Origin of the sequence: Marivita sp., assembly GCF_051251565.1 — a bacterium.
GTDB lineage: Bacteria > Pseudomonadota > Alphaproteobacteria > Rhodobacterales > Rhodobacteraceae > Marivita.
This window is the reverse complement of the sequence record NZ_JBPOFB010000002.1, coordinates 276,745-300,803: the sequence shown is the minus strand read 5'-3', so window position 1 is coordinate 300,803 and position 24,059 is coordinate 276,745. Positions and strand designations below refer to the sequence as shown.

Here is a 24,059-nt window from a genome sequence, read left to right as displayed (position 1 = left end):
ATGCTGCGCTATGCCCTCAAACGTCTGATCTCGCTTGCCCTCAGCCTTCTGGTGGCATCCATGGTCATATTCGTGGTGGTCGAAATCGCCCCCGGCGACCCGGCCAGCTTCATGCTTGGGATGAATGCCCAACCCGACACTGTAGCGGCTTTGCGCGCCGAACTGGGACTGGATCAGTCGAAATTCGGTCGCTACCTAAGCTGGGTTGGCGGGATGCTGACCGGGGATTTTGGCACCTCCTACACCTACCGCACGCCGGTGGCGCAGATGATTGCGGACCGGATGTGGGTGTCGGTGCCGCTCGCGCTCTATGCATTGACACTGTCCACGTTGATTGCCTTTCCCGCGGGCATCTATGCCGCCGCGCGCCGCGGCGGGCCCGGTGATCTGGCGGTGACAGGGGCCACGCAGTTGGGCGTCGCTATCCCGAATTTCTGGTTTGCGATGATGCTGGTTCTGATCTTTGCCATCAACCTGCGCTGGTTCAGCGCCGGTGGCTTTGCCGGGTGGGACAGCGGGTTCTGGTCCGGGATCAAGGCGCTGACCCTGCCCGCAATTGCGCTGGCCCTGCCCCAGGCCGCGATCCTGACGCGGGTGATGCGGTCCTCATTGCTGGACATTCTGGGCGAAGATTTCATGCGCACCGCGCGGGCCAAGGGATTGTCGGCACGCCAGGCGCTGTGGCGGCACGGGTTGCGCAACGCGATGATCCCGGTGCTGACGATCATCGGCCTGCAATTCGCGTTCCTTCTGGCGGGGGCCATCATCATCGAACAGGTGTTCTTTCTGCCCGGCCTGGGACGGCTGATCTTTCAGGCGATCACGCAACGCGATCTGATCGTGGTGGAATCCGTGGTCATGTTGCTGGTCTTTGCTGTGATCATGGTGAACTTTGTCGTCGATCTGGCCTATGCCGCAGTTGACCCACGGCTAAGGACCCGGACATGAGTCGCAACCTGATCCTTGGCGGGCTGCTGACCGGCGTGTTCGTTATTGCTGCGTTGGTTTCCTTTGTCTGGACCCCTGCAAGCGTCGAAGCCATGAACATCGCGGGCCGCCTGCAACCACCCAGCGCGGGCAACTTGCTGGGCACCGACCATTTCGGGCGCGATATCCTGTCGATGCTCATGGTCGGCGCGCGCACATCCATCGCCGTGGCACTGGTTGCCGTTGGCATTGGCATGGGACTTGGCGTTCCCTTGGGCCTTGCCGCTGCGGCCCGCCGGGGCGGGATGCTGGACGAAGGGATCATGCGCATGAACGACCTGATCTTTGCCTTCCCATCGCTGGTGATCGCCATTCTGATCACCGCCGTCTTTGGCCCCTCTGCCACCAACGCCATCATCGCAATCGGCATCTTCAACATCCCCGTGTTTGCCCGCATCACGCGCGGGGCCGCTCTTAGCCTGTGGAAGCGCGAATTCATCATGGCCGCGCAGGTTGCCGGAAAGACCCGCACCCGCATCAGTGTCGAACACATCCTGCCCAACGTGGCGAACCTGCTCATCGTGCAGGGCACCATCCAGTTCAGCCTTGGCATTCTGGCCGAAGCAGGTCTGAGTTATGTGGGCCTTGGCGCGCAGCCCCCGATCCCAAGCTGGGGGCGTATGTTGGCCGATGCACAGACCATGGTATCCCTCGCCCCGCATGTTGCGCTGATCCCCGGCCTGACCATTGTGGCGATGGTGCTTGGCCTGAACCTTTTGGGGGACGGTTTGCGCGACGCGCTGGATCCGCGCCTTAAGGTGGTGCGCGCATGAGCCTTTTGAGCATTGAAAACCTTTCCCTGGCGATCCACGGCACCCCCATCCTGCACGACATTTCGTTAAACATACGTGAAGGCGAGATCACGGCCCTGACCGGCGAAAGCGGGTCGGGCAAATCCATGACCGCCTTTGCCACGATGGGCCTTTTGCCCAAGGGCACGACAACACAGGGCACGATCACCTTTGACGGCACCGACCTGCTGACATTGCCAGAGCCACAGCTGTGCGACCTGCGGGGGCGCGAGATTGGCATGGTGTTTCAGGAGCCCATGACGGCGCTCAACCCGGTGCACACCATCGGCGCACAGGTGATGGAAACGATCCTGATCCACAAGGCCCTGCCCCCTTCGCAAGCCAAAGATCGCGCGCGCGAAGTGCTGCACCGCGTCGGTCTGCCCCCCGACCGCTTTCCCCTGACGCGGTATCCGCATGAACTTAGCGGCGGTCAGCGTCAGCGCGTGGTGATCGCCATGGCCATCGCCCTGCGCCCCCGGCTGCTCATCGCGGATGAGCCGACAACCGCGCTTGATGTGACCACGCAGGCGCAGATCCTAGACCTGCTGCGGGGTCTTGCCCGCGAAGAAAACATGGCTCTGATGATGATCACCCATGACCTTGCCGTGGTCAGCGACATGGCCGACAGCCTCAACGTGATGCGCCACGGCGAGATTGTTGAGGCTGGTCCGACGCAAGACGTGCTGCGCAGCATGCACCACCCCTATACGCGTCAATTGTTCGAGGCCTCACGCCATCAGGCGAACCTGAGCGCGCCCAAAGCCCTGGCCCCGTTGCTGTCAGTCAAAAACGTCACCCGCGACTACCCGCTGCCGCGTGCAACGCCCTTTGGTCCGCGCCCGGTGTTTCGCGCCGTAAACGGCGTGAGCTTTGACATCAAACGTGGTGAACGAGTTGGCCTCGTGGGCGAATCCGGCTGTGGCAAATCCACCCTGACCCGTGCCATTCTTGGGTTGGAGCCCGTGCAGGCGGGCCAGCTCACCCTCGATGGTGACCCGGTCTGGCAGGACGGCCACCCGAACCTGACGGTCCGGCGCAAGATGCAGGTCGTGTTCCAAGACCCTTACGGCAGCTTCAACCCCCGTCACAAGGTCGCCCGGCTGATCACCGAACCCTTCCACCTGCTGCCCGAGCCGCCCAAAGGCCCCGCGCGCGACCACGCGATCGCCGAGGCCCTCACAGCTGTGGGTCTGAGGCCAGAGGATGCGGACAAACACATCCACGCCTTTTCCGGCGGCCAGCGTCAGCGCATCGCCATCGCACGCGCGTTGATCATCAAGCCAGAGCTGATCGTGTTCGACGAAGCGGTGTCGGCCCTAGATGTGCGGGTGCGGGCACAAATTCTTGATCTGATGGCCGATCTCAGCCGTGCCTATGGGCTGACCTATCTTTTCATCAGCCACGATTTAAGCGTCGTACGCTCTATCACCGACCGGGTGATGGTGATGCAGGCAGGGCAAATTGTCGAAGACCGCCCCACCGCAGAGATTTTCGACACACCCGGCCACCCCTATACCCAAACGCTGATAAAAGCCGCGCCGCACCTGCCCGATGTCCCGGAGGCCCATGATGTTTCCTACTCTGCCGTTTGATCCCAGCCACATCCTGATTAGCGGCACATGGCGCGCCACAGCCCATACCCTGCCACTGGTCAACCCGTCAGATGGCAGCATGCTGTGCCAGATCGCCCGCAGCACGAAAGCAGATGTGGACGCCGCCGTCACCGCCGCCCAATCGGCGCAGGATGGCGCCTGGGGCAAGATGACCGCGCTTGAGCGGGGGCGGTGTCTCACCCGGCTTGGCCAGCTTGTGCTGGACCATGTCGATCTGCTCACCACTCTCGAAACATTGGATGTCGGCAAACCCGTCACCCAAGCGCGCGCCGATGCGATCGCTCTTGCGCGTTACTGCGAATTCTACGGTGGCGCGGCTGACAAGGTGCATGGCGAAACCATCCCTTATCTCGACGGCTATACCGTCTACACTCTGCGTGAACCACACGGGGTGACCGGCCATATCGTGCCTTGGAATTACCCGATGCAGATCATCGGGCGCTCTGTCGGGGCAGCGCTTGCGATGGGCAATGCCTGCGTATTGAAACCGGCCGAGGACGCCTGTCTGACCGCGCTCATGTTTGCGCATCTGGCCAAAGAGGCGGGCTTTCCTGATGGCACATTGAACGTCATCCCCGGATTGGGGTCCGAGGCGGGCGCAGCCCTTGCCCGTCATCCCGGCGTACATCACCTGAGTTTTACCGGGTCGGTAGAAACCGGCAAGACGATCCAGACGCTGGCGGCACAAAACGTCGTGCCCGTCACGCTGGAGCTGGGCGGCAAATCCCCACAGATCGTTTTTGACGACGCCGATCTGGACGACGCCCTGCCCTTTTTGGTAAACGCAGGCCTTCAGAACGCTGGTCAGACCTGCTCTGCCGCGTCCCGCATCCTGATCCAGCGCGGCGTCTACAACGAGGTCGCCCGCCGCATGACTGACGCCTATCACGCCAAAACCATCGGTCCCGCCACCAGCAATCCCGATATCGGCCCGCTGATCTCGATCAGGCAAAAGGCACGCTTTGAGACCCTGCTCGAGGCCGCGCATACCCTGCCCTGCATCGCCGAAACGCCGATGCCAACTGGCCTGCCCCCAGGCGGTGCCTATGTCCAACCACGTCTCTATGGTCCCGTGCCGCCAGACCACGAACTGGCCCAGGACGAACTTTTCGGCCCGGTGCAGGTGTTGATCCCATTCGACACCGAAGAGGACGCAATCCAGATCGCCAATGGCACGCTCTACGGTCTTGTCGCGGGGGTCTGGACCGCCAATGGCGCGCGGCAGATGCGGCTGGCCAAGGCGCTGAAAAGCGGGCAGGTTTTTATCAACAATTATGGCGCGGGGGGCGGAGTTGAACTGCCCTTCGGCGGGATCGGCAAATCCGGCCATGGCCGCGAAAAAGGGTTCGAGGCGCTTTATGGCTTCTCAACTCTGAAAACCGTCGCCGCTAAACATGGGTAAAGGACACAAACCATGAGATTAAACGGCAAAACCGCCATCGTCACCGGGGCAGCGTCTGGCTTTGGTGCAGGCATCGCCCACAAATTTGCAACCGAAGGCGCAACGGTTATGGTGGTCGATCTGAACCATGACGCCGCCCAGACCGTCGCAACCGAGATCAGCGGCATTGCCCACCAAGCCGATGTCGCAAACGGTGATCAGGTGACCGACATGATCGAGACTGCGATCACCCGGATGGGCCATGTCGATATTATGGTGAACAACGCAGGCATCACCCACCTGCCCGGTCAGATGGAAGACATCACCGAAGACGATTTCGACCGCGTCTTTGCCGTGAACTGCAAATCCGTCTACCTGACCGCACGCAGCCTTGTGCCACATTTCAAACACCGCCAGTCCGGCACCATCCTCAATATCGCCTCGACTGCTGGCGTGTCTCCGCGTCCGCGCCTGAACTGGTACAACGCGTCCAAAGGCTGGATGATCACAGCAACCCGCACCATGGCCGTCGAACTCGCCCCTGAGGGCATAAGGGTGAACGCGCTCAACCCGGTGGCGGGCGAAACACCCCTGCTCAAAAGCTTCATGGGAGAAGACACGCCAGAGATCCGCGCGAAATTCCTGTCAACCATCCCGCTGGGTCGCTTCTCGCAACCCGAAGACCTTGGCAACGCCGCCGCCTTCCTCTGCTCGGACGAGGCCAGCATGATCACCGGCGTCTGCATGGAAGTCGACGGGGGCCGCTGCATATGATCCGGGTTTCTTTGGGCTCAAAATACCTCGGGGAGTGTAAGGGGCTGGCCCCTCACTCCGACCTTGCCAGAAATGGAAGGCCCCTATGACACCCGGACCTCGTAACCTGATCACCGATGTGCCCGGTCTCAGCGTGGGCAACGCGCAGGACGATCGCCTCAAATCCGGCACCACCGTTCTTCTGTCCGAAGACGGCCCCATGACCGCCAGCTACGCGGTGATGGGCGGGGCACCGGGCACCCGCGACACCGACCTGCTGGAGCCGGACAAAACCGTACCGGGCGTGGATGCGTTGGTGCTGTCGGGCGGATCCGCCTTTGGGCTTGCGGCAGCGCAAGGTGTCATGGAGGCGCTGGCAGACCAAGGGCGCGGCTTTGCAATCCATTCCGCGCGCGTACCGATTGTGCCTGCGGCGATCATCTTTGATCTGTTGAACAATGGCGACAAGGCATGGGTCGACAACCCGTACCCCGCGTTGGGTCGTCAGGCGCTGGCCAATATCACGCATGATTTTGCCATCGGCACCGCCGGAGCGGGCACCGGCGCAACGGATGCGCAGCACAAAGGCGGGTTGGGGTCGGCCTCTTTGGTTCTGCCCGATGGCACCACCATCGGCGCGCTGGTGGTGGTCAACGCGCTGGGAAGCGCCACAACCCCGTCAGGACAGCATTTCTGGGCCGCCCCGTTCGAGATCGAAGACGAATTCGGCGGCCTTGGCCCCGAGACACAACCGAATTTGCAAGCCTTGCCACCAAGCCGCAAAGCCGCCGCAATGGCACAGCACGGCAGCAACACCACGATTGGTGTGGTGGCCACGGACGCCACTCTCGACAAAGCTGCATGCAAGCGGCTGGCAACGGCGGCGCATGACGGCTTTGCCCGCGCGCTTGTGCCCGCGCACACCCCCTACGACGGAGACCTGATCTTTGCCACCAGCACGGCACGGCGCGGATCTCCCTCTGCGGACGTGATGCCGATGCTGGGCCATTACGCGGCGGTGTGCATGGCCCGCGCCATTGCCCGCGCGATCTGGGAGGCTACAGCCAGCGACAACGATGCCCTGCCGACCTTTCGACAGGAGTTGGGCCACACCTGATCAATCAGGCTTGTGTCATCTGCCCACGGATGACACTCACCGCAGGATCGGGGGTTTGTCCGGGTTGGCACCGGGGGCCATCCGCTCTGTGCGCGCAGGCTCTTGCGGCTCAGGCAGATCAAACCGCAAGCCGACGCGGGCAAGCTGGGCTGTCACCGGATCGCTGTCGCGCAGAAACACCACATCCAGCGCAGCCGCTTCCAACCCGGAAAACACCAGCGCTTCTTGAATGGCGCGCGCCAACGCGCCTTCGGCCCCCGGTATGGCACCTGTAAAGCCGATCAAATGCCCTCGCACACCGCTGTCATAGACCACCTCGGCCAGATACCCGCGCCGCGCAAGGCCCACCGCTGTGCGCAGCTTGGCGTCAATCGCTTCAAGCAATCCATCCGGCAAAGCGCGCGGCGCGCGAAACTCTTCGGGGCGCGCCTCGGCCTCGGACGGTCCCTGCGCCACGGTTTCGGCCAGCCAATCCACCGCGTCCGCGGGCAGCAGGATCGACGATGGCGCAACATCGGGGTTCAGCGCAATACCGATGCCTTGCCCCGCCAGCATGCCCACAACCGTGCGCCCGGACAGCGCGACATAGGGCACGGCACGCCCGGCAAAACTGCTCAGACGGTCTTCGGTGTCGAACGCCAGCACAAAGCGGGCGTCGTCGACCTCGAACAGTTCCGGCTCTGCCTGATCGCCCTCGGCCTCGCGGGCGAGCATCACAAACAGCTCGGCCTCGGCCAGACGGTCATAAAACCGCAGCCGCGCGTTTGTGTCTTCGGGTGCGGCCTCCATCGCGGTATGCGCACTGTCGAGCGGGGTTTCCAAAGTCATGCCATCACCTCCTGGACCCGCGCGCGCAAGGCGGGCAGCACCTCGTCCGCAAACCACGGGTTTTTCCTGATCCACGCCGTATTGCGCCAGCTTGGATGCGGCAAGGGCAGAATGCCCGGCCAATGGTCGCGCCAGCCCTGCACCACTTCTGTCACGCCTGCCTTGGTGCCCAGATGGTATTTCTGCGCATAGCCGCCAATCACCAGCTTGAGCGGCACATCCCCCACATGCGCCAGCACCTCGGCATGCCATGTCTTGCGGCAGAGCGCAGGTGGCGGCAGGTCGGACCCCGCAGCATCATAGCCGGGAAAGCAGAATCCCATCGGCACAATCGCCACACGGGTCTGATCATAGAATGCAGCACGGTCGAGCCCCAGCCAATCACGCAACCGATCCCCTGACGGGTCATCAAACGGAATACGGCTGGTATGGGCGCGCATCCCCGGTGCCTGGCTACAGATCAACAGACGCGCACCGGGGCGGAACCAGACAACCGGACGGGGCCAGTGCCGGGTTGCAGTGACGGCAAAGCGGTCGGCACACAGGGTGCAATCGGACAGACGGGACTGAACGCTCATGCCGCTGAAGGTAATCCCCTGCGGCTCAGGTCAATGAGGCGGGCACGACGAGCCGCGTCTCATAGCGGATCAACCCAGCAATCCGGTGCAGGTGATCGGGGCGGAACCCGATACAGCCTTCGGTGGGAAACCCCGGTCTGCGCCAGCGATGCAAAAAGATCGCCGATCCCCGACCCTTGACCGCATAGGGCCAGTTCCAGTCGGTGAGCAACACAAGATCGTAAAGCGGGTCCGCCCGGCGCAGCGCCTCGTGGCTGTGCGGATAGGGCGCGCGCACCATCATGTTGTAATCCTCGTGACGCGGATCGTCGGACCACAAGTCACCGGGCCGGATGGGCACCGCCCAATCGGTGGGTTTCGCCATGCGGTCGGGCCGGTAGAGCAAGCCAACGATACGGTGCACCCCGACCGGAGTGCCACCATCGCCTTCGCGCTTGTCCATCCGCACCCCGCCACGCCCGATGGTACAGGGCCAGTAGCGCCCCATGAACCGCAGACCGCGACGGGTCAGAACCAGATCGGCAGGCGTCACAGAAGATGCCCCGATTTGCGCGCCTTGGTCGCCAGATAGCCCGCGTTATGCCGATTTTCCCCCACCTTGAGAGGCACCCGTTCGGCCACAGCAATCCCGCATTTCTCCATCATGGCGATCTTGGCGGGATTGTTCGTCATCAACCGCACTGCCGAGAAACCAAGTTTACGCAACAGTTCCGACCCGATGCGGAAATCACGTTCATCATCCTCGAACCCCAGCCGGTGATTGGCCTCGACCGTGTCGAAGCCCTGATCCTGAAGCGCATAGGCGCGCATCTTGTTGGCAAGCCCGATCCCGCGCCCTTCTTGGTTGAGATACAGCAACACGCCCGCGCCTTCCGCACCCATCGCGTCAAGCGCGCCGTTCAATTGCGGGCCGCAATCGCATTTCAGACTGCCCAGCAGATCGCCGGTGAAACAGGCCGAATGCAGTCGCGCCAAAACAGGGGCCGCGCGGTCCGGGCGACCGATCTCGATGGCGTAATGCTCGTCCGATCCATCTTCGGGGCGGAACACATGCAGCCGCGCGTTTTGGGTAGCGCGCAAAGGCACGCGTGCGGACACCACAGACTCGAACACAGCCGACGCGCCAAGCCGTGGCGCGGCAGTGTCCGCATCAAGGCAGGTCAACGCGTGGTCGACCGCAAAGCCCGCCGCGTCGTTCAGCGGCGCAGCAATCACCGCTGGCAAAAGCCGCGCCGATTTGGCAAGCGTCACAGCCATCCGGTGCAAATCCGCATCGCCGCCCCGGCGGCTGACAAGCGGCCCCTTCATGGGGTGCGCCAGATCATCCGCAGGATCGGCCAAAGCCTGCACCCAGCGCAGCGTCACATCCAGCGGCAGGGCCACCCGCGCCACGTCACCGTCATAAGCCCGTGCCTTGAGAGTTTCAGCCCGGCGTCCAGTCAACACCAGATCGGCCTCAGCCCCCAAGGCGACCACGTCCCGCAGCCGATCAGCCCCCAAGGTTTCGACCGCAAGCACCAGCACGCCGCCCCCCGCACGGGCCAGAACAATCGGCACGCCCATGCGCAAATCCGCCCGCGCACGGGCCAGAAGATCGGTGATGTCGGGTGCAAGTGTCATTGGTTTGGTCTGATCCCAGCGGCCCATTTTGCAACAAATGGCCAGAATTTGTGAAACAATTGCCCTTTGCATACACGAGGCCGTGAAACGTTTGCAGCAATTCTTGCCGCCATGCAACGCTCCGCCCATGTCTCTGACAGCACACGGAGAAGCAACACAATGGCACAGCTCAAGAATATCCTTCTGGTCGACGATGATGACGACCTGCGCGAAGCCTTGGCCGAACAATTGGTCATGACCGAAGATTTCGAGGTTTTCGAAGCCGATTGCGGAACCGCCGCGATGGGTCGGGTCAAAGAAAACCTGTATGACCTGATTATTCTGGACGTCGGCCTGCCCGACACCGATGGCCGCGAACTGTGCCGACTGATGCGCAAGCAGGATGTCAAAGCCCCCGTGCTGATGCTGACGGGCCACGATTCCGATGCAGACACCATTCTGGGTCTGGATGCAGGCGCTAATGACTACGTCACCAAGCCCTTTAAATTCCCGGTGCTTCTGGCCCGTATCCGCGCCCAGCTGCGCCAGCACGAACAGTCCGAGGACGCGATTTTCACCCTTGGGCCATACACGTTCAAACCCTCGATGAAACTTTTGATGACAGAAGATGACAAGAAAATCCGCCTGACCGAGAAAGAGACGAACATCCTCAAGTTTCTCTACCGGTCCACCGATGGAGTCGTGGCACGCGATACGCTGCTGCACGAGGTCTGGGGTTACAACGCGGGCGTCACCACGCATACTTTGGAAACCCACATCTATCGCCTTCGGCAAAAGATCGAACCCGATCCGTCAAACGCGCGATTGCTGGTGACAGAGTCCGGTGGATATCGGCTGGTCTCGTAAGACCTTAGTCTATTTTGATCCAGATCAAAGAGGCATGCCGCGCACATCTTTTATCAGGGTTTCAACAGTTCCCGTCGCATATGCGGGTCATCATATGCACCTCCCTGTTGGACTTGGCCCCGGATTTTATCCGGGGTCTTTTTTTGATAGCGCGGGCGCGCACCGCGCAACAGCGCCGCTCTCAATAAAGCGAAATGCGGCCCACGGATACATCCGCCTCAAAATCCGCTCCATAGGCTACGATTGCGACAGAGTTGACATTGGACGGGCTAAGGATTTGCGGCATCCCGTCATGAGATGCGCCAAATTCGGTGAACGGCAGGCGTATGGTTTGCCACACGTCAGAGGCGGTGAACGACGCGCGGTAGGAATACCACACCCGGCCAAGGCCCGGCGTTTTCAGAAAGACATAGTAGCGTTCGCCATTGCCGCGCACCCGCAGTTCCAGACCTTGGGCGTCTTGCGCCCATGGATCGGAAAAGCGACGACGCACCTGAAGGAACCCGCCATTATTGTCCGTGCTCACGGTTCCGGTCAGCCGCAAAACAGCATCCGCACCCGAGCCACGAATTTCAGCCCGGCCCGACGAAACGCCGCCCATCACACCATCGGCGACATAATCCCACCGCGCATTTGCATTCCCGGAAAAATCGTCGAACACCGTTTCGGCCATGGCCTGCCCCGTTGTCAGTAAAGCGATCAAGATGAGCGTTTTAAGCATGCAGCGAAGATAGCGCATTGGCACAAAGAAAAAAGGTGTCCCCATGGGGACACCTTTGTTTTTAGAGACTTGGAAAACAGCAGATTACTCTGCGTCTTCGGTCTTTTGCTCGGGTGCCAGCTCTTTACCAGTTTCCTGATCGACCATCTTCATCGCAAGGCGCACCTTGCCACGGTCGTCAAAGCCCAGAAGCTTTACATAGACTTCCTGACCTTCCTTGAGCACATCCGACGGATGGTTCAGGCGGCGATTTTCGATCTGGCTGACATGCACAAGGCCGTCGCGCTTGCCAAAGAAGTTCACGAAGGCGCCAAAATCGACGATCTTCACAACCTTGCCTTTGTAGACTTGGCCCTCTTCCGGCTCTGCCACGATCGAATAGATCATGTCATAGGCCTTTTGGATCGCTTCGCCGTTTGGGCTGGCGATCTTGATGACACCGTCGTCATTGATGTCGACCTTGGCACCTGACAATTCCACGATCTCGCGGATGACTTTACCGCCCGAGCCGATCACTTCACGGATCTTGTCGGTGGGGATCTGCATGGTCTCGATGCGCGGCGCGTGAACGCTGAATTCCGCAGCACCCGTCAGGGCTTTGTTCATCTCGCCCAGAATGTGCAGACGGCCTGCCTTGGCTTGTGCCAGGGCTTTTTGCATGATCTCGGGCGTGATGCCTGCGACCTTGATGTCCATCTGCAACGACGTGATGCCGTTTTCTGTACCCGCCACTTTGAAGTCCATGTCACCCAGATGATCTTCGTCACCCAGAATGTCAGTCAGAACCGCATACGATCCGTCCTCTTCAAGGATCAGACCCATGGCCACACCAGCCACAGCGGATTTGAGCGGCACACCTGCGTCCATCATGGACAAGGAGCCACCACAGACCGACGCCATGGAAGACGAGCCGTTGGATTCCGTGATCTCGGACACCACACGCACGGTATACGGGAAATCCGTTGCCGCAGGCAGAACTGCCTGAAGCGCGCGCCATGCCAGTTTGCCGTGACCAATCTCACGACGTCCCGGAGGGCCCACGCGACCCGCTTCACCCACCGAATAGGGTGGGAAGTTATAGTGCAGCAGGAAATTCGAGCGGTAGTTGCCGTGCAGCGCATCAATGATCTGCTCATCGTCCCCGGTGCCCAGCGTTGTCACAACGAGGCCCTGCGTTTCACCACGGGTGAACAACGCCGAACCGTGTGTGCGGGGCAGAAGGCCGGTTTCGCAGACGATATCGCGCACTTCGTCCAGCGCACGACCGTCGATCCGCTTGCCTGTCTTGACGACATCACCGCGCAGAACGCTTGCTTCGAGCTTTTTCATCGCCGAACCAAGGTTGGCATCTTCCAGCTGTTCTGCCGTCAGCGACTCTGTGATCGCAGCTTTTGCGTCGGACAGGGCCGTTGTGCGTTCCTGCTTGTCCATGATCGCATAGGCAGCACGAATTTTGTCCTCGCCTGCGGCTTTCACGGCTTCGTAAAGCTCTGAATAATCCGGCGGCTGGAAATCAAACGGCTCTTTTGCGGCCGACTCTGCCAGATCGATGATGAGATCGATCACCGGCTGGATTTGTTCATGCGCGAAGGTCACAGCGCCGAGCATTTCTTCCTCGGTCAGCTCGTAAGCTTCGGATTCCACCATCATCACGGCGTCTTTGGTGCCTGCAACAACCAGATCAAGGCGCTGATCCGGGTTGTTTCGCAACTGGTCCATATCCTCAACCTCTGGGTTCAGGATGTATTCACCATCACTAAAGCCAACGCGGCATGCAGCGATCGGGCCCATGAACGGCGCGCCGGAAATCGTCAGCGCGGCAGAAGTTGCGATCATCGCAACCATGTCTGGGTCGTTGACAAGGTCATGCGACAGCACGGTGCACATCACCAGGACTTCATGTTTGAAGCCCGGAACGAACAGCGGGCGGATCGGACGGTCGATCAGGCGCGCTGTGAGCGTTTCCTTCTCGGTCGGACGCGCCTCGCGCTTGAAGAAGCCACCGGGGACTTTACCCGCGGCATAGTATTTTTCCTGGTAGTGGACGGTCAGCGGAAAGAAATCCTGACCGGGCTTCGGTTTCTTGGCGAACGTCACGTTGGCCATGACCGAAGTTTCGCCAAGGGTCGCAATCACGCTGCCATCGGCCTGACGGGCAACCTTGCCCGTTTCCAGTGTGAGCGTTTCTTCGCCCCACTGCATGCTTTTCTTCGAAATGTTGAACATTACCGTTTCCTGTATAGGAGCGCTCCCGGCCCTCCGGGTCTCCCGTTATCAAATGGCGGCCCCATTGCCGCCGACCCTTTCATCATGCCATGCGCCAGGGTCGAAGCGTCACGTCTCAGATGGATGGGCCTTACAGGAAATACGCCACAAAGAAAACCATTCGTTTTATTAGGTCACCACGGGGTACGAGCCAAAAATCTGGTGAGATTTTTAGAAAATCCTTATCAGGATTTTTGCCGTGTGAGGCAGTCAGGCGTTCGGCGCGGCAACAAAAAAGGGCCCGCGAAGCGAGCCCTTTGAAACCAAATCTTGGCAGGCCTTAGCGGCGGATGCCCAGACGCTTGATCAAGTCCTGATAGCGTGCTTCATCCTTGGCTTTGGTGTAATCCAAAAGCTTACGACGCAACGCCACAAGCTTGAGCAGACCACGACGAGAGTGGTTGTCTTTCTTGTGGGTTTTGAAGTGCTCGGTCAGGGTCGAGATACGGCTGGTCAGAATGGCAACCTGAACTTCGGGCGAACCGGTGTCGCCTTCTTTGGTTGCGAATTCCTTGATCAGGCGGTTCTTTTCTTCAACGGTGATCGACATCGGGATCTCCTTTCGGAAGGTTTGTGTGAATGGCACAAGCCGGGATGTCGTCCAGCAGGGCCCATGGAGAATCTCCGCACGTCCTGCGGATGGGCGCGTATAGGCGATAAAACGGAGGTTGGGAAGCCCTTCGGCATTAACCGCGCCTTGCGCATCACGAGGCTCGGGCACCCCTGCCCCGTTGGGCGATCACCGCCTGAGTGGGCACCTGCACAACCACCGCACCGTTCATCAGCACATCGGTCCACGCTTGGTCGATTGCGGATAAGCGCAGGGCAATGTTCGGACGCTGCTGAATAGGCGGTTTGAGAAGGGCCAGAACCCGTTCCTGTGCAGCCTCAAACGATGCGACGCGGATGGGTGGCTTTGCCGCCGGTCCTGCCTGATTGATGCGCCCCGTGCGTTTGAACACCCCCAAAGAAGCCACGGGAATATCGGGCCAGTCGAGGGATGGCGCCGCCTGCGGCGTTGCATGGGACGGCAAGACGATGAACAGGCTTGCGATGCCAAAAAGGCCGAACAGACAAACCAAGAAATAGATCATGACGCACACCCGATTGGAAAGACAGGGTCACGCTAGACCCGACAGGTAAACGATCCGTTTTCATCCCTCGCGGCCCCCCGGACAAATCGTTCAAATTCGATCAATCACTCGGGCGGATACCGGCCTGCAATCCGCCACGCCACCGGCTGTGTGCTCAGCGAGACGTAAAGCGGATGGCGCGGGTGGCCGTGTTTGGTCAGACCCAGATGGTGCAGCGCACCACCAATTTGGCGCGCGACCGAAGCGCCTTGCCCCTGATACCCGCCATGCACGCCCCAAGCCGCCACAACCATGCCCGCGCGGTCCGTCCAATGCGCCAACACGGCGTCGTTGTGATCCCCCACCGGGGCATCGGCCTGTTTGAGATCCTGCGGATGCGTGGCGCGAAAAGCAAAGATATTGGCGATCATCACGCCCCCGAATCCCATCACGCGGGCGCGGGTTTCACAGCGGGCGACCGTTGGGTCGTTGCGATGCTCATCCGCCGTTGACGGGTTCAGCATGACGAACAGGATCGCCGGTTTTGCCGCGTCCCAAACACGCGACAAGCCGTAGCGGTATAGATCGCACCGCGAATACCAGACCTGCGATATACAGCCCGCCGCCGCGTGCGACCGATACACCAACGCATCATGAAGCGCGGGCGGCAGGTCTGTCATGCGCCGACAAACACCCGCGATGGATGCACTTCACCCGCCTTGTAGCGGCCAACGGCGATGGGTTCGCCATCGCACGACACCCAACACTCGTCGCCATATTCGACGCCCGATGCGATCACCATAGCCGGGTTGCCATTGCGCAACTTGACCGCCGCCTCGGCGGTGCAGGTGAGTTCGGGAAGATCTGCCAGCCCTTGCTCTAACGGGAGGAGATGGCTGTCCAATTCCGGCGTCCGCGCCAATGCGTCGATCTGATCGAGGCTCAGCCCGTCTTCGGCATCAAACGGACCAGACCAGACCCGACGCAAGCGCAAAACGTGGCCCAAACAGCCCAACGCCTCGCCCAGATCGCGGGCAATGGAGCGGACGTAACCTCCCTTGCCGCAGACGAGCATCAACACAGCGTGGTCGGCATCGGGGCGGTCTAACAAGGTCAGTTCGTCAACGAACAGGGGCCGCGCGGCGATGTCCATCTCTTCGCCGTCCCGTGCACGTTTATAGGCGCGTTCACCGTCAATCATGACAGCCGAGAATTGTGGAGGCACTTGCATGATGTCGCCGACAAAGGGGTGTAGCGCCTCTTTGATCTCGTCGTCAGAGGGGCGCAGATCAGAGCTGGCAATCACATCGCCTTCTGCGTCATCCGTACGGGTCGCCTGCCCGAACCGAACGGTAAACTCGTAGGCCTTGAGAGCATCGGTGATGTAAGGCACCGTCTTGGTCGCCTCGCCCAGGGCCACCGCCAGAACGCCGGTCGCGTCCGGGTCAAGCGTGCCGGCATGCCCCGCCTTTTTTGCGTCGAACGCCCAACGGACCTTGTTGACCACAGCCGTCGAGGTCAGACCAGCAGGCTTGTCGACCACCAGCCACCCGGAAATATCACGCCCTTTGCGTTTGCGTCCCATGCTGCCTCTTGTGCTCCTGAAAGAGGAGCGAGGTATCGCAGGGCCAAAGGGCTGTCAATTCAGCCAGGCCCGCTTAGTCAATCTCGCGGGCCTCGTCGATCAGCATGATCGGGATACCGTCACGGATCGGGTAGGCCAAATGCGCAGAATGGCTGAGCAATTCCTGTTTGGACGCGTCATATTCCAATCGGCCTTGGGTCTGGGGGCACACAAGTGCCTCCAGCATTTTGCGGTCAAATCCCGGCGTTTCGGTCATTGCAGGATACTTTCCGACTGTCCGCCGCGCAGCGCGTATTCGAGCAGCGTCACCAGCGTTTCACGCCGCGTGGACAAGGATGGTGCTTCAAGAAGCGCCTGTTTTTCCTCGGGTTCAAAGTCAAGCAGCATCGACAACGAATTGATCAGCAGCTCGTCATCCGCATCTTTCAGAGTGTGCCAATCCGCCGACAGATCGCGGGCCAGAAAATACCGGTCCAGAAGGTCCATGAACGCGTCGCGGTCAAAGCCGCGATCATGCTCGGGTCCGCCCTGATCGCGGTCAAAGCCATCCCAGTTCACCTCGAATTTGCGATAAGGTGAAAAGCCCACAACTTCGTCGCCAAAGCGAAAACGAGAGATGCCCGTGAGCGTGACCATGTAGCGCCCGTCTTCGGTTTCGGAAAACTGCGTAACACGTCCGGCGCATCCAATCCGGTGCAAGGCATCCTGATCGCCTTTTGGGCGGGCATTGGGCTGCGCCATTCCGATCAGGCGCGCGGGTGTTTTCATGGCATCTTCAAGCATTTGCAGGTAGCGCGGCTCGAACAGGTGCAGCGGCAGCCGCGCGCGGGGCAGCAAAAGCGCCCCGGGCAGCGGGAATACGGGGATGGATCCCGGCAATTCGGTGACTCTTATCATGATCGACGATCTAGCCTGACGAACGGATCAGGCAAATATCATTGAGCTTAATCGGCGACGCCCGTTCAGCGCCACAGGATCGTTTGGTTTAAGGGCGTCAAAAATCGTCATAAGCTGGGCTTTGGCCGCGCCATCGTTCCACTCACGGTCTCTGCGGAACAGCTCTAGAAGGTGATCCACAGCGCCTTGACCATCGCCAGAAGCATAGAGCGCCTGCGCCAGATCAAGCCGCGCCTGATGGTTGTCAGGGTCCACATCAACGGCGGCTTGCAGGTCGGCGACAGGCCCAGAATTGCTGGCCTGTTTGGCCAATTCAAGCTGCGCGCGGGCGGCTTCAAGTTCTGTGCTGGTGGCGATCTCGGCGGGTGCGCCATTCAGGATGGCTTCGGCCTGTTCGAGATCATCTGCGGCCAACGCACAGCGCACTAGGCCCGCATAGGCGCGTGGGTGTTTCGGGTCTTCTTCGAGCACGGCAGCAAAGGTCTGCATCGCATCCTCGACAGTGCCAACCTCAAGCATCTCTTCGGCGGCATCCACCGCATCATCCAGCCCGCCACCGGTTTCCCCACCTGCGGCCGTGATCACCTTGTCGATGAACACCTTGAGTTCGGAGGGCGATTTGCCCCCCTGGAACATATCAACAGGGCGGCCCTGCACAAAAGCCATGACGGTCGGAATCGACTGGATTGGCAAGCCCTGCTGCGTCAGCGCCTGCACCAGACCTTCGGCCTGATCGACGTTGATCTTGACCATCTTGACCGCGCCACGCGCAGAGCGCACCGCCGCTTCGAGATGTGGCCCCAAGGTTTTGCACGGGCCGCACCACGGCGCCCAGAAATCCACGATGATCGGGATGGTCATGCTTGCATCAACCACGTCGGTCATGAACGCGTCTTGCGAAATGTCCTTGATCAGGTCGGTCTCTGCGGGGCTTTGTCCAAGTTCGATCATCGCCGTCTCCTGTCGTCTTTGCCGCTTTATATCATGGGGTAGATGGCCTACGCCATGCCCGCTTGCAAGGGGTCACGCCATCAACATGGCGCTGATATGACAGGAAACCTGCGCCGGATGGGTGATTGGGGCCATATGGCCCGCGCCCGGTATCACGGCGCGCATCGCACTGGGAATGCGCCGCACAAGCGTCGTATGAATTGCAGGGATCACCGCGTCCGTGTTCTGGCCTTCCAGCACGCGGGTTGGGCATGTGATCTGTTCGAGTCGACCCGCAGCCAACAGACCCTTGGTGTCGTGCAAGAGCAGCGCTTCGGTTGCCTGAATAAAGGGCATCTGCGACGCAAAAAGCACCTTTTCCCGGTCGCCAAGGCGGTCCCAGCCGCGCCCATCGCCCCACACGGCGATAAAGGCCTGCGCCGCCTGCGCCCACGCGCCTTGCGTCAGGGCAGACACAAATCCTTTGGATCTGTCGAGATAGGCCTGCAACACGATTGGGTCGCTTTCTCGGGCCGCCGCAAACAGGACCGGTTCGATCAATGTCAGGCTGTGCACCTTATCGGGGTTTTCCAACGCAAGGCGCAGCGCCACAGTGGCCCCAAAGCTGTGGCCGATGACGTGACCGCCGGCGCCCAAACAGCCCCGCGCGATTGCGGTGACCTGATCGTGGATATCAGACAGGCGGTCCCATGGACCGCTGCGACCGTGCCCCGGCATATCCGGTGCGATCATCGTCAATTGGGCGGACAGTGTGTCTGCCAGCGGTGACCACACCTTTGAATGGGCAAGCGCGCAATGCAACATCACCGCGCGCTCGGCCCCGTTTCCAAATTCACGGCAGTAGACAGGCCCTCCTGTCTGCAAGCCGTCGGGCATCAGATTTTTCCAGCCAGATGAAGGTCCAGATCATCGATCCGATCCTGCCCCCAGAACCGTTCATCCGTATCCGTAACGTAGAACGGCGCGCCAAACACGCCACGCGACGCCGCCTCTTCGAGGTTTGCCGCATAGGTTTCGGCCCCGTTCAACAAACCGCTTTCTGCCAAGCCGGGATCGAACCCGGCAGCTTCGAGAACGGCGCGGATCACGTCGTCCTGGGCGATGTCTTTTTCTTCGGCCCAGACCGCGCGCAAGAACCCTTGGGCCAATGCGCCCAGATCACCACCACCCGCATTTTGCGCGGCGATAAATGCATACGAGGAGGGTGCGCCATTGGTCGGCCAGGATGCCGGTTTGAGGGTGAACGGCATCCCGAGCTTTTTCGATTGCCGGATCAGTTCCTGCGCGCGCAATTCCTGACGGCTTGGATGACGATCCTTGGGCGGAGTACCACCCGTGCGCGCGAACAAAGCCATCACGTCGAAGGGTTTATACGTGATTGTCGCACCATGCTTGGTTGCCACAGCTTCCATGCGTCTGCCCGCGAGATACGCATAAGGAGACAGTGTTGAGAAAAAGTAATCAATGTGGGCCATTCGGTCCCTCCGGGCGTGTGTTGCTTTGCGCGACCCTAGGCACATGGTAAGGCGAGCGCAACGTCACGAATCTGTCATACCTGATCCCTCCCGGAGCCTGCAGTCATGCCAAACCTTGTTGAACCCAAACTGATCTCAGGCAATGCGAATATGCCGCTGGCAAAGGGCATTGCCCGGCGCATGACCATGTATCGCGGGATGAGCGTGGGGCTTGTCGATGCCCGGGTCGAGCGGTTCAACGACCAGGAAATCTTTGTCGAGGTCTACGAGAACGTCCGTGGCGAGGATATGTTCATTATCCAGCCTACCTCAAACCCGGCCAATGACAATTTGATGGAACTGTTGATCATGGCCGATGCGTTGCGTCGGTCGTCAGCGGCCCGCATCACCGCCGTGATCCCCTATTTTGGATATGCCCGTCAGGATCGCCGGTCCAAGGCACGCACGCCCATCACCGCCAAGCTGGTGTCAAACATGATTGCCGAAGCCGGGATCGAGCGGGTTCTGACGATGGACCTGCACGCCGCGCAGATTCAGGGATTTTTCGACATCCCCGTGGACAACCTCTATGCGTCGCCGATCTTTGCGCTGGATATCCTTGAACAGTTCAAAGGCGATACATCGGATGTGATGGTCGTGTCGCCCGACGTGGGCGGCGTGGCCCGCGCGCGGGAATTGGCCAAGCGGATCAACGCGCCGTTGTCGATCGTCGACAAGCGCCGTGAAAAGCCCGGTGAGATTGCCGAGATGACCGTGATCGGGGACGTGACCGGCAAGAAATGTATCATCGTGGATGACATCTGTGACACCGCAGGAACGCTGTGCAAAGCGGCCGAAGTGCTTATGGAGCATGGCGCAACCGAGGTACATTCCTACATCACGCATGGTGTGTTGTCCGGGCCGGCGGTCGAACGGATCACCAATTCCGTGATGAAATCGCTCGTGATCACCGATTCCATTCAGCCAACCAGTGCTGTCAGCGCAGCCAAGAACATTCGTATCGTGCCAACAGCACCTATGTTCGCGCAAGCCATCCTCAATATCTGGAACGGCACATCGGTGTCTTCACTTTTCGAGACGGACACATTGGGTCCGATTTACGAAGGTATCCTTTAGGGCGTCACACTCCCATGATGCGTTTGCGCCGTTCTTTCATGCGCGCATCCGCGTCCTTGGTCCCGTCATGGAATGACCCAAAGAACCTGTCCCACGGAATCTCAAGCGAGCCGTAATTGCATTCGAAATACCGGTGATGCATCTGGTGATGGAACGTCCCCAGCTTGAGCCGGTTTTCGTCTTTGATCAAAAGACCTTCGAACCCCGTATGCGTCGTGGCCGCCGTCAGCGTATAATATTGCAAGTGATAGAGGATGTGCACCGGGTGCGCGGCAACGATCCAATGAATCAAAACCGAGCCCAGAAAAATCACATGTTCGATCGGGTGCATCGACAACCCTGACCACGGCCCAACATTGATGTTGCGATGATGCAGCGCATGCACGTGTTTGTAGAGGAACGGCACATGCAGTAAGCGGTGTATCCAGTAGAAATAGAAGCTTTCCCAGATCGGGATCAGCAGGAACAGGGCAACAAACCAGACCGGATGCGCCGCCCATGTGAGCATCGGCGCATATCCATTTGCCAGCGCCCAAAACATCAGAACCTCATAGGCGGTCCAGACGGTCACACCGCTCGCCAGCGTCCAGAACATGTTGTCACGGATTTGCCCACCTAGAGTGAACTGCCTGCCGTTCTTCATCAACGGGCGCGGGTCGTATTTGAGCCGATGCCCCTGCTTGGTGAAGGTGTAGAAATACAGGTGCAACCCACCAGCCACTGCCGTCATCAGCACCAGATTGCGGACAAACATTTCCGCAATCCAACCAAAGGCGAGCGTTTTGGTCTCTTCCAGAGGGGGTTGGAACCAATAGAACGAGACGAAGGCGATCCCGACGATGATCAGTTTTTCCGAGATCAAGAACCACGAATTCCAAACCCAGAGCGCCATCTCTTTGGGACGCAAGGGCCAGCTGAAAAATGGCGATGCCTTGAGCGGCACCTGAGGAACGTGGTTCCAGCCTTTCAACGGGGCGTCAGACATATGGCGCGACCTTGGAGCAATTCACGATATCAAAGTAGTGTGACAGACCCAAACCGAAAGAAAAGGGTTTTCAACCGCAGGTCAGAGAACGTCCCAATCGTCTTCGTCAGTCAGAGCGCCGATGGCGATCCACGAAATGCGCACCCGTGCGACACGGGTATCGAGCCATGTGCGAAACACCGCATCAAACCCTGCCGTCGTAACCTCTTCAGATGTCAGGTCTGCGCGGACATTGCGCTCGCTGTCCATATCCCAAAGCGTCAGCGTCACATGCACCACCGGCGGCACGGCGAAGGTTTCGTCAAAGGTCACCCGCTGACGGCGCACGCGCGATCCTTCGCCGGTCCACATCTCTCCGCCTTCCTCGAAATCCGAGAAAAGATCGACCGACCCTTGGGCGACCCCCAGCCGTGACGTTTTGATGATCTGCATGTTTCGCCTCCGACGTCAGGCCGTTCTAGCGCATGCGGAGGAGGGGAAAAACGAAAAAAGCCCCACATCACTGCGGGGCTTCAACGTACCGGACCCGTATACGGGTCAGAGGGACGGCTGTTTCGGGGACAAGCCGATATGGGTACCAATTGCCACCATATCCGACAACAGCTTGGCTGCGTCATCGACCGGGCCAGTGTCGTTCTTAAAGGTTTCCTTGGTCTGCTTGTAGGCGGCATGCGCCTCGTCAACCAGCGCTTCATACGAAGCTTGATCCATGTCTGCCTTGGGCACCGCGCGTTCCGCCAAAATGGACAGGCTTTCGCCAAGCTCGGCGAAACCGCCAGTCACAACAAAAACTTCAGTGCCCTTTTCGGTCTCGACCGTCAGCACACCGGGGCGCAGTGTGGTGATCAAAGGCGCATGGTTCGGCATTGCCGTCATGTCACCATCAGCACCCGGGATCTGCACAGATTTGACCTGCGCCGACATCAGGCTGCGTTCGGGGCTGACCAGATCGAATTGCATGGTCTCTGCCATGTGTCGTCTCCTTTTGGGTCTCGTCCCCGCGAACATATCCGCGAGGACTGATGAGCGCCCGGCTTATGCCGCGTCGGCTGCCATTTTTTCGGCTTTGGCTTTCACATCCTCGATGCCGCCAACCATGTAGAAGGCGCCTTCGGGAAGGTGATCGTATTCGCCAGCCACAACCGCTTTGAACGACGCGATGGTGTCTTCCAGTGGCACCTGAATGCCATCAGAACCGGTGAACACTTTCGCAACGTCGAACGGCTGCGACAGGAAGCGTTCGATCTTACGCGCGCGGGCCACGGCCAGCTTGTCGTCTTCCGAAAGTTCGTCCATGCCGAGGATCGCAATGATGTCCTGAAGCGATTTGTAGCGCTGGAGGATCTGCTGAACGTCAGTGGCAACCTTATAGTGCTCTTCACCAATGATCAGCGGGTCAAGCAGACGCGACGTGGAACCAAGCGGGTCGACAGCCGGGTAAATCCCCTTTTCCGAGATCGAGCGGTCCAGAACGGTTGTCGCATCGAGGTGCGCAAACGATGTCGCCGGTGCCGGGTCGGTCAAGTCATCCGCAGGTACGTAGACGGCCTGAACAGAGGTGATCGAGCCATTCTTCGTCGAGGAAATACGTTCCTGCATCTGACCCATATCGGTGGCCAGCGTCGGCTGATAGCCCACGGCGGACGGGATACGGCCCAGAAGGGCGGACACTTCGGAACCAGCCTGCGTGAAGCGGAAAATGTTGTCCACGAAGAACAGAACGTCCGATCCGGATTCATCGCGGAATTGTTCAGCCAGTGTCAGGCCGGACAGGGCAACGCGCATACGAGCTCCGGGAGGTTCGTTCATCTGGCCATAGACGAGGGCAATTTTGCTCTCTTCCATGTTGTCGGGAACGATAACGCCCGATTCGATCATTTCGTGATACAGGTCGTTGCCTTCACGCGTCCGTTCACCAACACCCGCGAACACAGACAGACCCGAGTGCACTTTGGCGATGTTGTTGATCAGTTCCATGATCAGAACCGTCTTGCCCACGCCCGCACCGCCGAACAGACCAATCTTACCACCCTTGGTATAGGGCGCGAGAAGATCGATCACCTTGATGCCTGTGGTCAGGATCTCGGTCTCGGTTGACTGCGCGGCAAAGCTGGGGGCTTCGGCGTGGATTGAGCGTGTTTCGTCTGAATTCACCGGACCGTTTTCGTCAACGGGATCGCCGGTGACGTTCAGGATGCGGCCCAATGTGGCCTTGCCGACTGGCACCTGAATGGGGGCACCGGTATCTTCGACATGCGCGCCGCGCACAAGACCCTCGGTGGCATCCATAGCGATGGTGCGCACAGTGTTTTCGCCAAGGTGCTGCGCCACTTCGAGAACAAGCTTCTTGCCGTTGTTTTCAGTCGTAAGCGCGTTCAGAATCGGCGGCAGTTCGTCGCCGAACTGAACGTCCACGACGGCACCGATCACCTGGGTGATTTTGCCTTTTGCGTTTGCCATGTTTCGTCTCCGGT

The 24,059-nt window shown here is 60.0% G+C and carries 27 protein-coding genes; 8 read left to right on the top strand and 19 right to left on the bottom strand.

Features of this window, described 5'->3' with window-relative positions:
- The 6 genes from ACSHXH_RS03910 to ACSHXH_RS03885 all read left to right on the top strand — a co-directional run bounded on the left by ACSHXH_RS03910 (position 1) and on the right by ACSHXH_RS03885 (position 6,645).
- Positions 1–948, top strand: a complete 948-nt coding sequence (locus ACSHXH_RS03910) for an ABC transporter permease (RefSeq protein ID WP_435670456.1) — start codon at positions 1–3, stop codon at positions 946–948.
- Complete coding sequence (locus ACSHXH_RS03905; RefSeq protein WP_435670455.1) at positions 945–1,760, top strand: ABC transporter permease; 816 nt, start codon at positions 945–947, stop codon at positions 1,758–1,760. The genes ACSHXH_RS03910 and ACSHXH_RS03905 overlap by 4 nt, the downstream gene beginning before the upstream one ends.
- Positions 1,757–3,373, top strand: coding sequence for an ABC transporter ATP-binding protein (locus ACSHXH_RS03900; RefSeq protein ID WP_435670454.1), 1,617 nt, complete (start codon positions 1,757–1,759; stop codon positions 3,371–3,373). The genes ACSHXH_RS03905 and ACSHXH_RS03900 overlap by 4 nt, the downstream gene beginning before the upstream one ends.
- Complete coding sequence (locus ACSHXH_RS03895; protein WP_435670615.1) at positions 3,351–4,796, top strand: aldehyde dehydrogenase family protein; 1,446 nt, start codon at positions 3,351–3,353, stop codon at positions 4,794–4,796. The genes ACSHXH_RS03900 and ACSHXH_RS03895 overlap by 23 nt, the downstream gene beginning before the upstream one ends.
- A 12-nt stretch (positions 4,797–4,808) precedes the next feature.
- Positions 4,809–5,549, top strand: coding sequence for an SDR family oxidoreductase (locus tag ACSHXH_RS03890; RefSeq protein WP_435670453.1), 741 nt, complete (start codon positions 4,809–4,811; stop codon positions 5,547–5,549).
- A gap of 85 nt (positions 5,550–5,634) precedes the next feature.
- Positions 5,635–6,645 (top strand): P1 family peptidase, encoded by a 1,011-nt coding sequence (locus ACSHXH_RS03885; protein WP_435670452.1) that lies wholly within the window; start codon positions 5,635–5,637, stop codon positions 6,643–6,645.
- 36 nt (positions 6,646–6,681) lie between these two features.
- On the opposite strand, the gene ACSHXH_RS03880 is transcribed toward ACSHXH_RS03885, so the two are convergent.
- Genes ACSHXH_RS03880 through ribA form a run of 4 tightly spaced genes read right to left on the bottom strand, consistent with a single transcriptional unit; the run spans position 6,682 to position 9,671 of the window.
- Positions 6,682–7,473: an SseB family protein gene (locus ACSHXH_RS03880; RefSeq protein ID WP_435670451.1), complete on the bottom strand. Its 792-nt coding sequence runs from the start codon at positions 7,471–7,473 to the stop codon at positions 6,682–6,684.
- Positions 7,470–8,051, bottom strand: coding sequence for a uracil-DNA glycosylase family protein (locus tag ACSHXH_RS03875; RefSeq protein WP_435670450.1), 582 nt, complete (start codon positions 8,049–8,051; stop codon positions 7,470–7,472). The genes ACSHXH_RS03880 and ACSHXH_RS03875 overlap by 4 nt, the downstream gene beginning before the upstream one ends.
- 25 nt (positions 8,052–8,076) lie before the next feature.
- Positions 8,077–8,583, bottom strand: a complete 507-nt coding sequence (locus ACSHXH_RS03870) for a L,D-transpeptidase family protein (protein WP_435670449.1) — start codon at positions 8,581–8,583, stop codon at positions 8,077–8,079.
- The gene (gene ribA / locus ACSHXH_RS03865) at positions 8,580–9,671 is read right to left on the bottom strand and encodes a GTP cyclohydrolase II (RefSeq protein WP_435670448.1); all 1,092 of its coding nucleotides are present in this window, start codon (positions 9,669–9,671) and stop codon (positions 8,580–8,582) included. The genes ACSHXH_RS03870 and ribA overlap by 4 nt, the downstream gene beginning before the upstream one ends.
- Positions 9,672–9,830: 159 nt before the next feature.
- Here ribA and ACSHXH_RS03860 point away from each other — a divergent pair, with 159 nt between their 5' ends.
- A complete protein-coding gene (locus ACSHXH_RS03860) occupies positions 9,831–10,517 on the top strand; it encodes a response regulator transcription factor (protein WP_435670447.1) in 687 nt (228 codons plus the stop codon).
- Between the two features lie 181 nt (positions 10,518–10,698).
- Here ACSHXH_RS03860 and ACSHXH_RS03855 read toward each other — a convergent pair whose 3' ends face one another.
- From ACSHXH_RS03855 to ACSHXH_RS03805, 11 genes are all read right to left on the bottom strand, one after another.
- Complete coding sequence (locus tag ACSHXH_RS03855) at positions 10,699–11,238, bottom strand: CIA30 family protein (RefSeq protein WP_435670446.1); 540 nt, start codon at positions 11,236–11,238, stop codon at positions 10,699–10,701.
- 84 nt (positions 11,239–11,322) lie between these two features.
- Positions 11,323–13,464, bottom strand: a complete 2,142-nt coding sequence (gene pnp / locus ACSHXH_RS03850; protein WP_435670445.1) for a polyribonucleotide nucleotidyltransferase — start codon at positions 13,462–13,464, stop codon at positions 11,323–11,325.
- Between the two features lie 319 nt (positions 13,465–13,783).
- Positions 13,784–14,053: a 30S ribosomal protein S15 gene (gene rpsO / locus ACSHXH_RS03845; RefSeq protein WP_411221934.1), complete on the bottom strand. Its 270-nt coding sequence runs from the start codon at positions 14,051–14,053 to the stop codon at positions 13,784–13,786.
- Between the two features lie 154 nt (positions 14,054–14,207).
- Positions 14,208–14,597, bottom strand: coding sequence for a hypothetical protein (locus ACSHXH_RS03840; protein WP_435670444.1), 390 nt, complete (start codon positions 14,595–14,597; stop codon positions 14,208–14,210).
- 104 nt (positions 14,598–14,701) lie between these two features.
- Positions 14,702–15,256, bottom strand: a complete 555-nt coding sequence (locus ACSHXH_RS03835; protein WP_435670443.1) for a DUF1643 domain-containing protein — start codon at positions 15,254–15,256, stop codon at positions 14,702–14,704.
- On the bottom strand, positions 15,253–16,161 hold the full coding sequence (gene truB, locus ACSHXH_RS03830; protein ID WP_435670442.1) for a tRNA pseudouridine(55) synthase TruB: 909 nt from the start codon (positions 16,159–16,161) through the stop codon (positions 15,253–15,255). The genes ACSHXH_RS03835 and truB overlap by 4 nt, the downstream gene beginning before the upstream one ends.
- A 73-nt stretch (positions 16,162–16,234) precedes the next feature.
- Positions 16,235–16,417: a Trm112 family protein gene (locus ACSHXH_RS03825; protein WP_435670441.1), complete on the bottom strand. Its 183-nt coding sequence runs from the start codon at positions 16,415–16,417 to the stop codon at positions 16,235–16,237.
- On the bottom strand, positions 16,414–17,058 hold the full coding sequence (locus tag ACSHXH_RS03820; RefSeq protein ID WP_435670440.1) for an LON peptidase substrate-binding domain-containing protein: 645 nt from the start codon (positions 17,056–17,058) through the stop codon (positions 16,414–16,416). Before ACSHXH_RS03820 ends, ACSHXH_RS03825 begins: the two co-directional genes overlap by 4 nt.
- Before the next feature lie 27 nt (positions 17,059–17,085).
- Entirely contained in the window at positions 17,086–18,009 is a 924-nt protein-coding gene (locus ACSHXH_RS03815; protein ID WP_435670439.1) for a tetratricopeptide repeat protein, read from the bottom strand.
- A 72-nt stretch (positions 18,010–18,081) separates the two neighbouring features.
- Positions 18,082–18,885, bottom strand: coding sequence for an alpha/beta fold hydrolase (locus ACSHXH_RS03810; RefSeq protein WP_435670438.1), 804 nt, complete (start codon positions 18,883–18,885; stop codon positions 18,082–18,084).
- The gene (locus ACSHXH_RS03805) at positions 18,885–19,484 is read right to left on the bottom strand and encodes a 2-hydroxychromene-2-carboxylate isomerase (protein ID WP_435670437.1); all 600 of its coding nucleotides are present in this window, start codon (positions 19,482–19,484) and stop codon (positions 18,885–18,887) included. Before ACSHXH_RS03805 ends, ACSHXH_RS03810 begins: the two co-directional genes overlap by 1 nt.
- Positions 19,485–19,589: 105 nt before the next feature.
- Here ACSHXH_RS03805 and ACSHXH_RS03800 point away from each other — a divergent pair, with 105 nt between their 5' ends.
- Entirely contained in the window at positions 19,590–20,600 is a 1,011-nt protein-coding gene (locus ACSHXH_RS03800; RefSeq protein WP_435670436.1) for a ribose-phosphate pyrophosphokinase, read from the top strand.
- Between the two features lie 4 nt (positions 20,601–20,604).
- Here ACSHXH_RS03800 and ACSHXH_RS03795 read toward each other — a convergent pair whose 3' ends face one another.
- The 4 genes from ACSHXH_RS03795 to atpD all read right to left on the bottom strand — a co-directional run bounded on the left by ACSHXH_RS03795 (position 20,605) and on the right by atpD (position 24,045).
- Positions 20,605–21,585, bottom strand: coding sequence for a sterol desaturase family protein (locus ACSHXH_RS03795; protein ID WP_435670435.1), 981 nt, complete (start codon positions 21,583–21,585; stop codon positions 20,605–20,607).
- Between the two features lie 81 nt (positions 21,586–21,666).
- Positions 21,667–22,017 (bottom strand): H-type lectin domain-containing protein, encoded by a 351-nt coding sequence (locus ACSHXH_RS03790; protein ID WP_435670434.1) that lies wholly within the window; start codon positions 22,015–22,017, stop codon positions 21,667–21,669.
- 105 nt (positions 22,018–22,122) lie between these two features.
- Positions 22,123–22,557, bottom strand: a complete 435-nt coding sequence (locus ACSHXH_RS03785; RefSeq protein ID WP_435670433.1) for a F0F1 ATP synthase subunit epsilon — start codon at positions 22,555–22,557, stop codon at positions 22,123–22,125.
- 63 nt (positions 22,558–22,620) lie between these two features.
- Positions 22,621–24,045 carry a F0F1 ATP synthase subunit beta gene (gene atpD / locus ACSHXH_RS03780; RefSeq protein WP_435670432.1) on the bottom strand — a complete coding sequence of 475 codons (1,425 nt, stop codon included), beginning with the start codon at positions 24,043–24,045 and terminating at the stop codon, positions 22,621–22,623.
- Positions 24,046–24,059 lie beyond the last annotated feature (14 nt).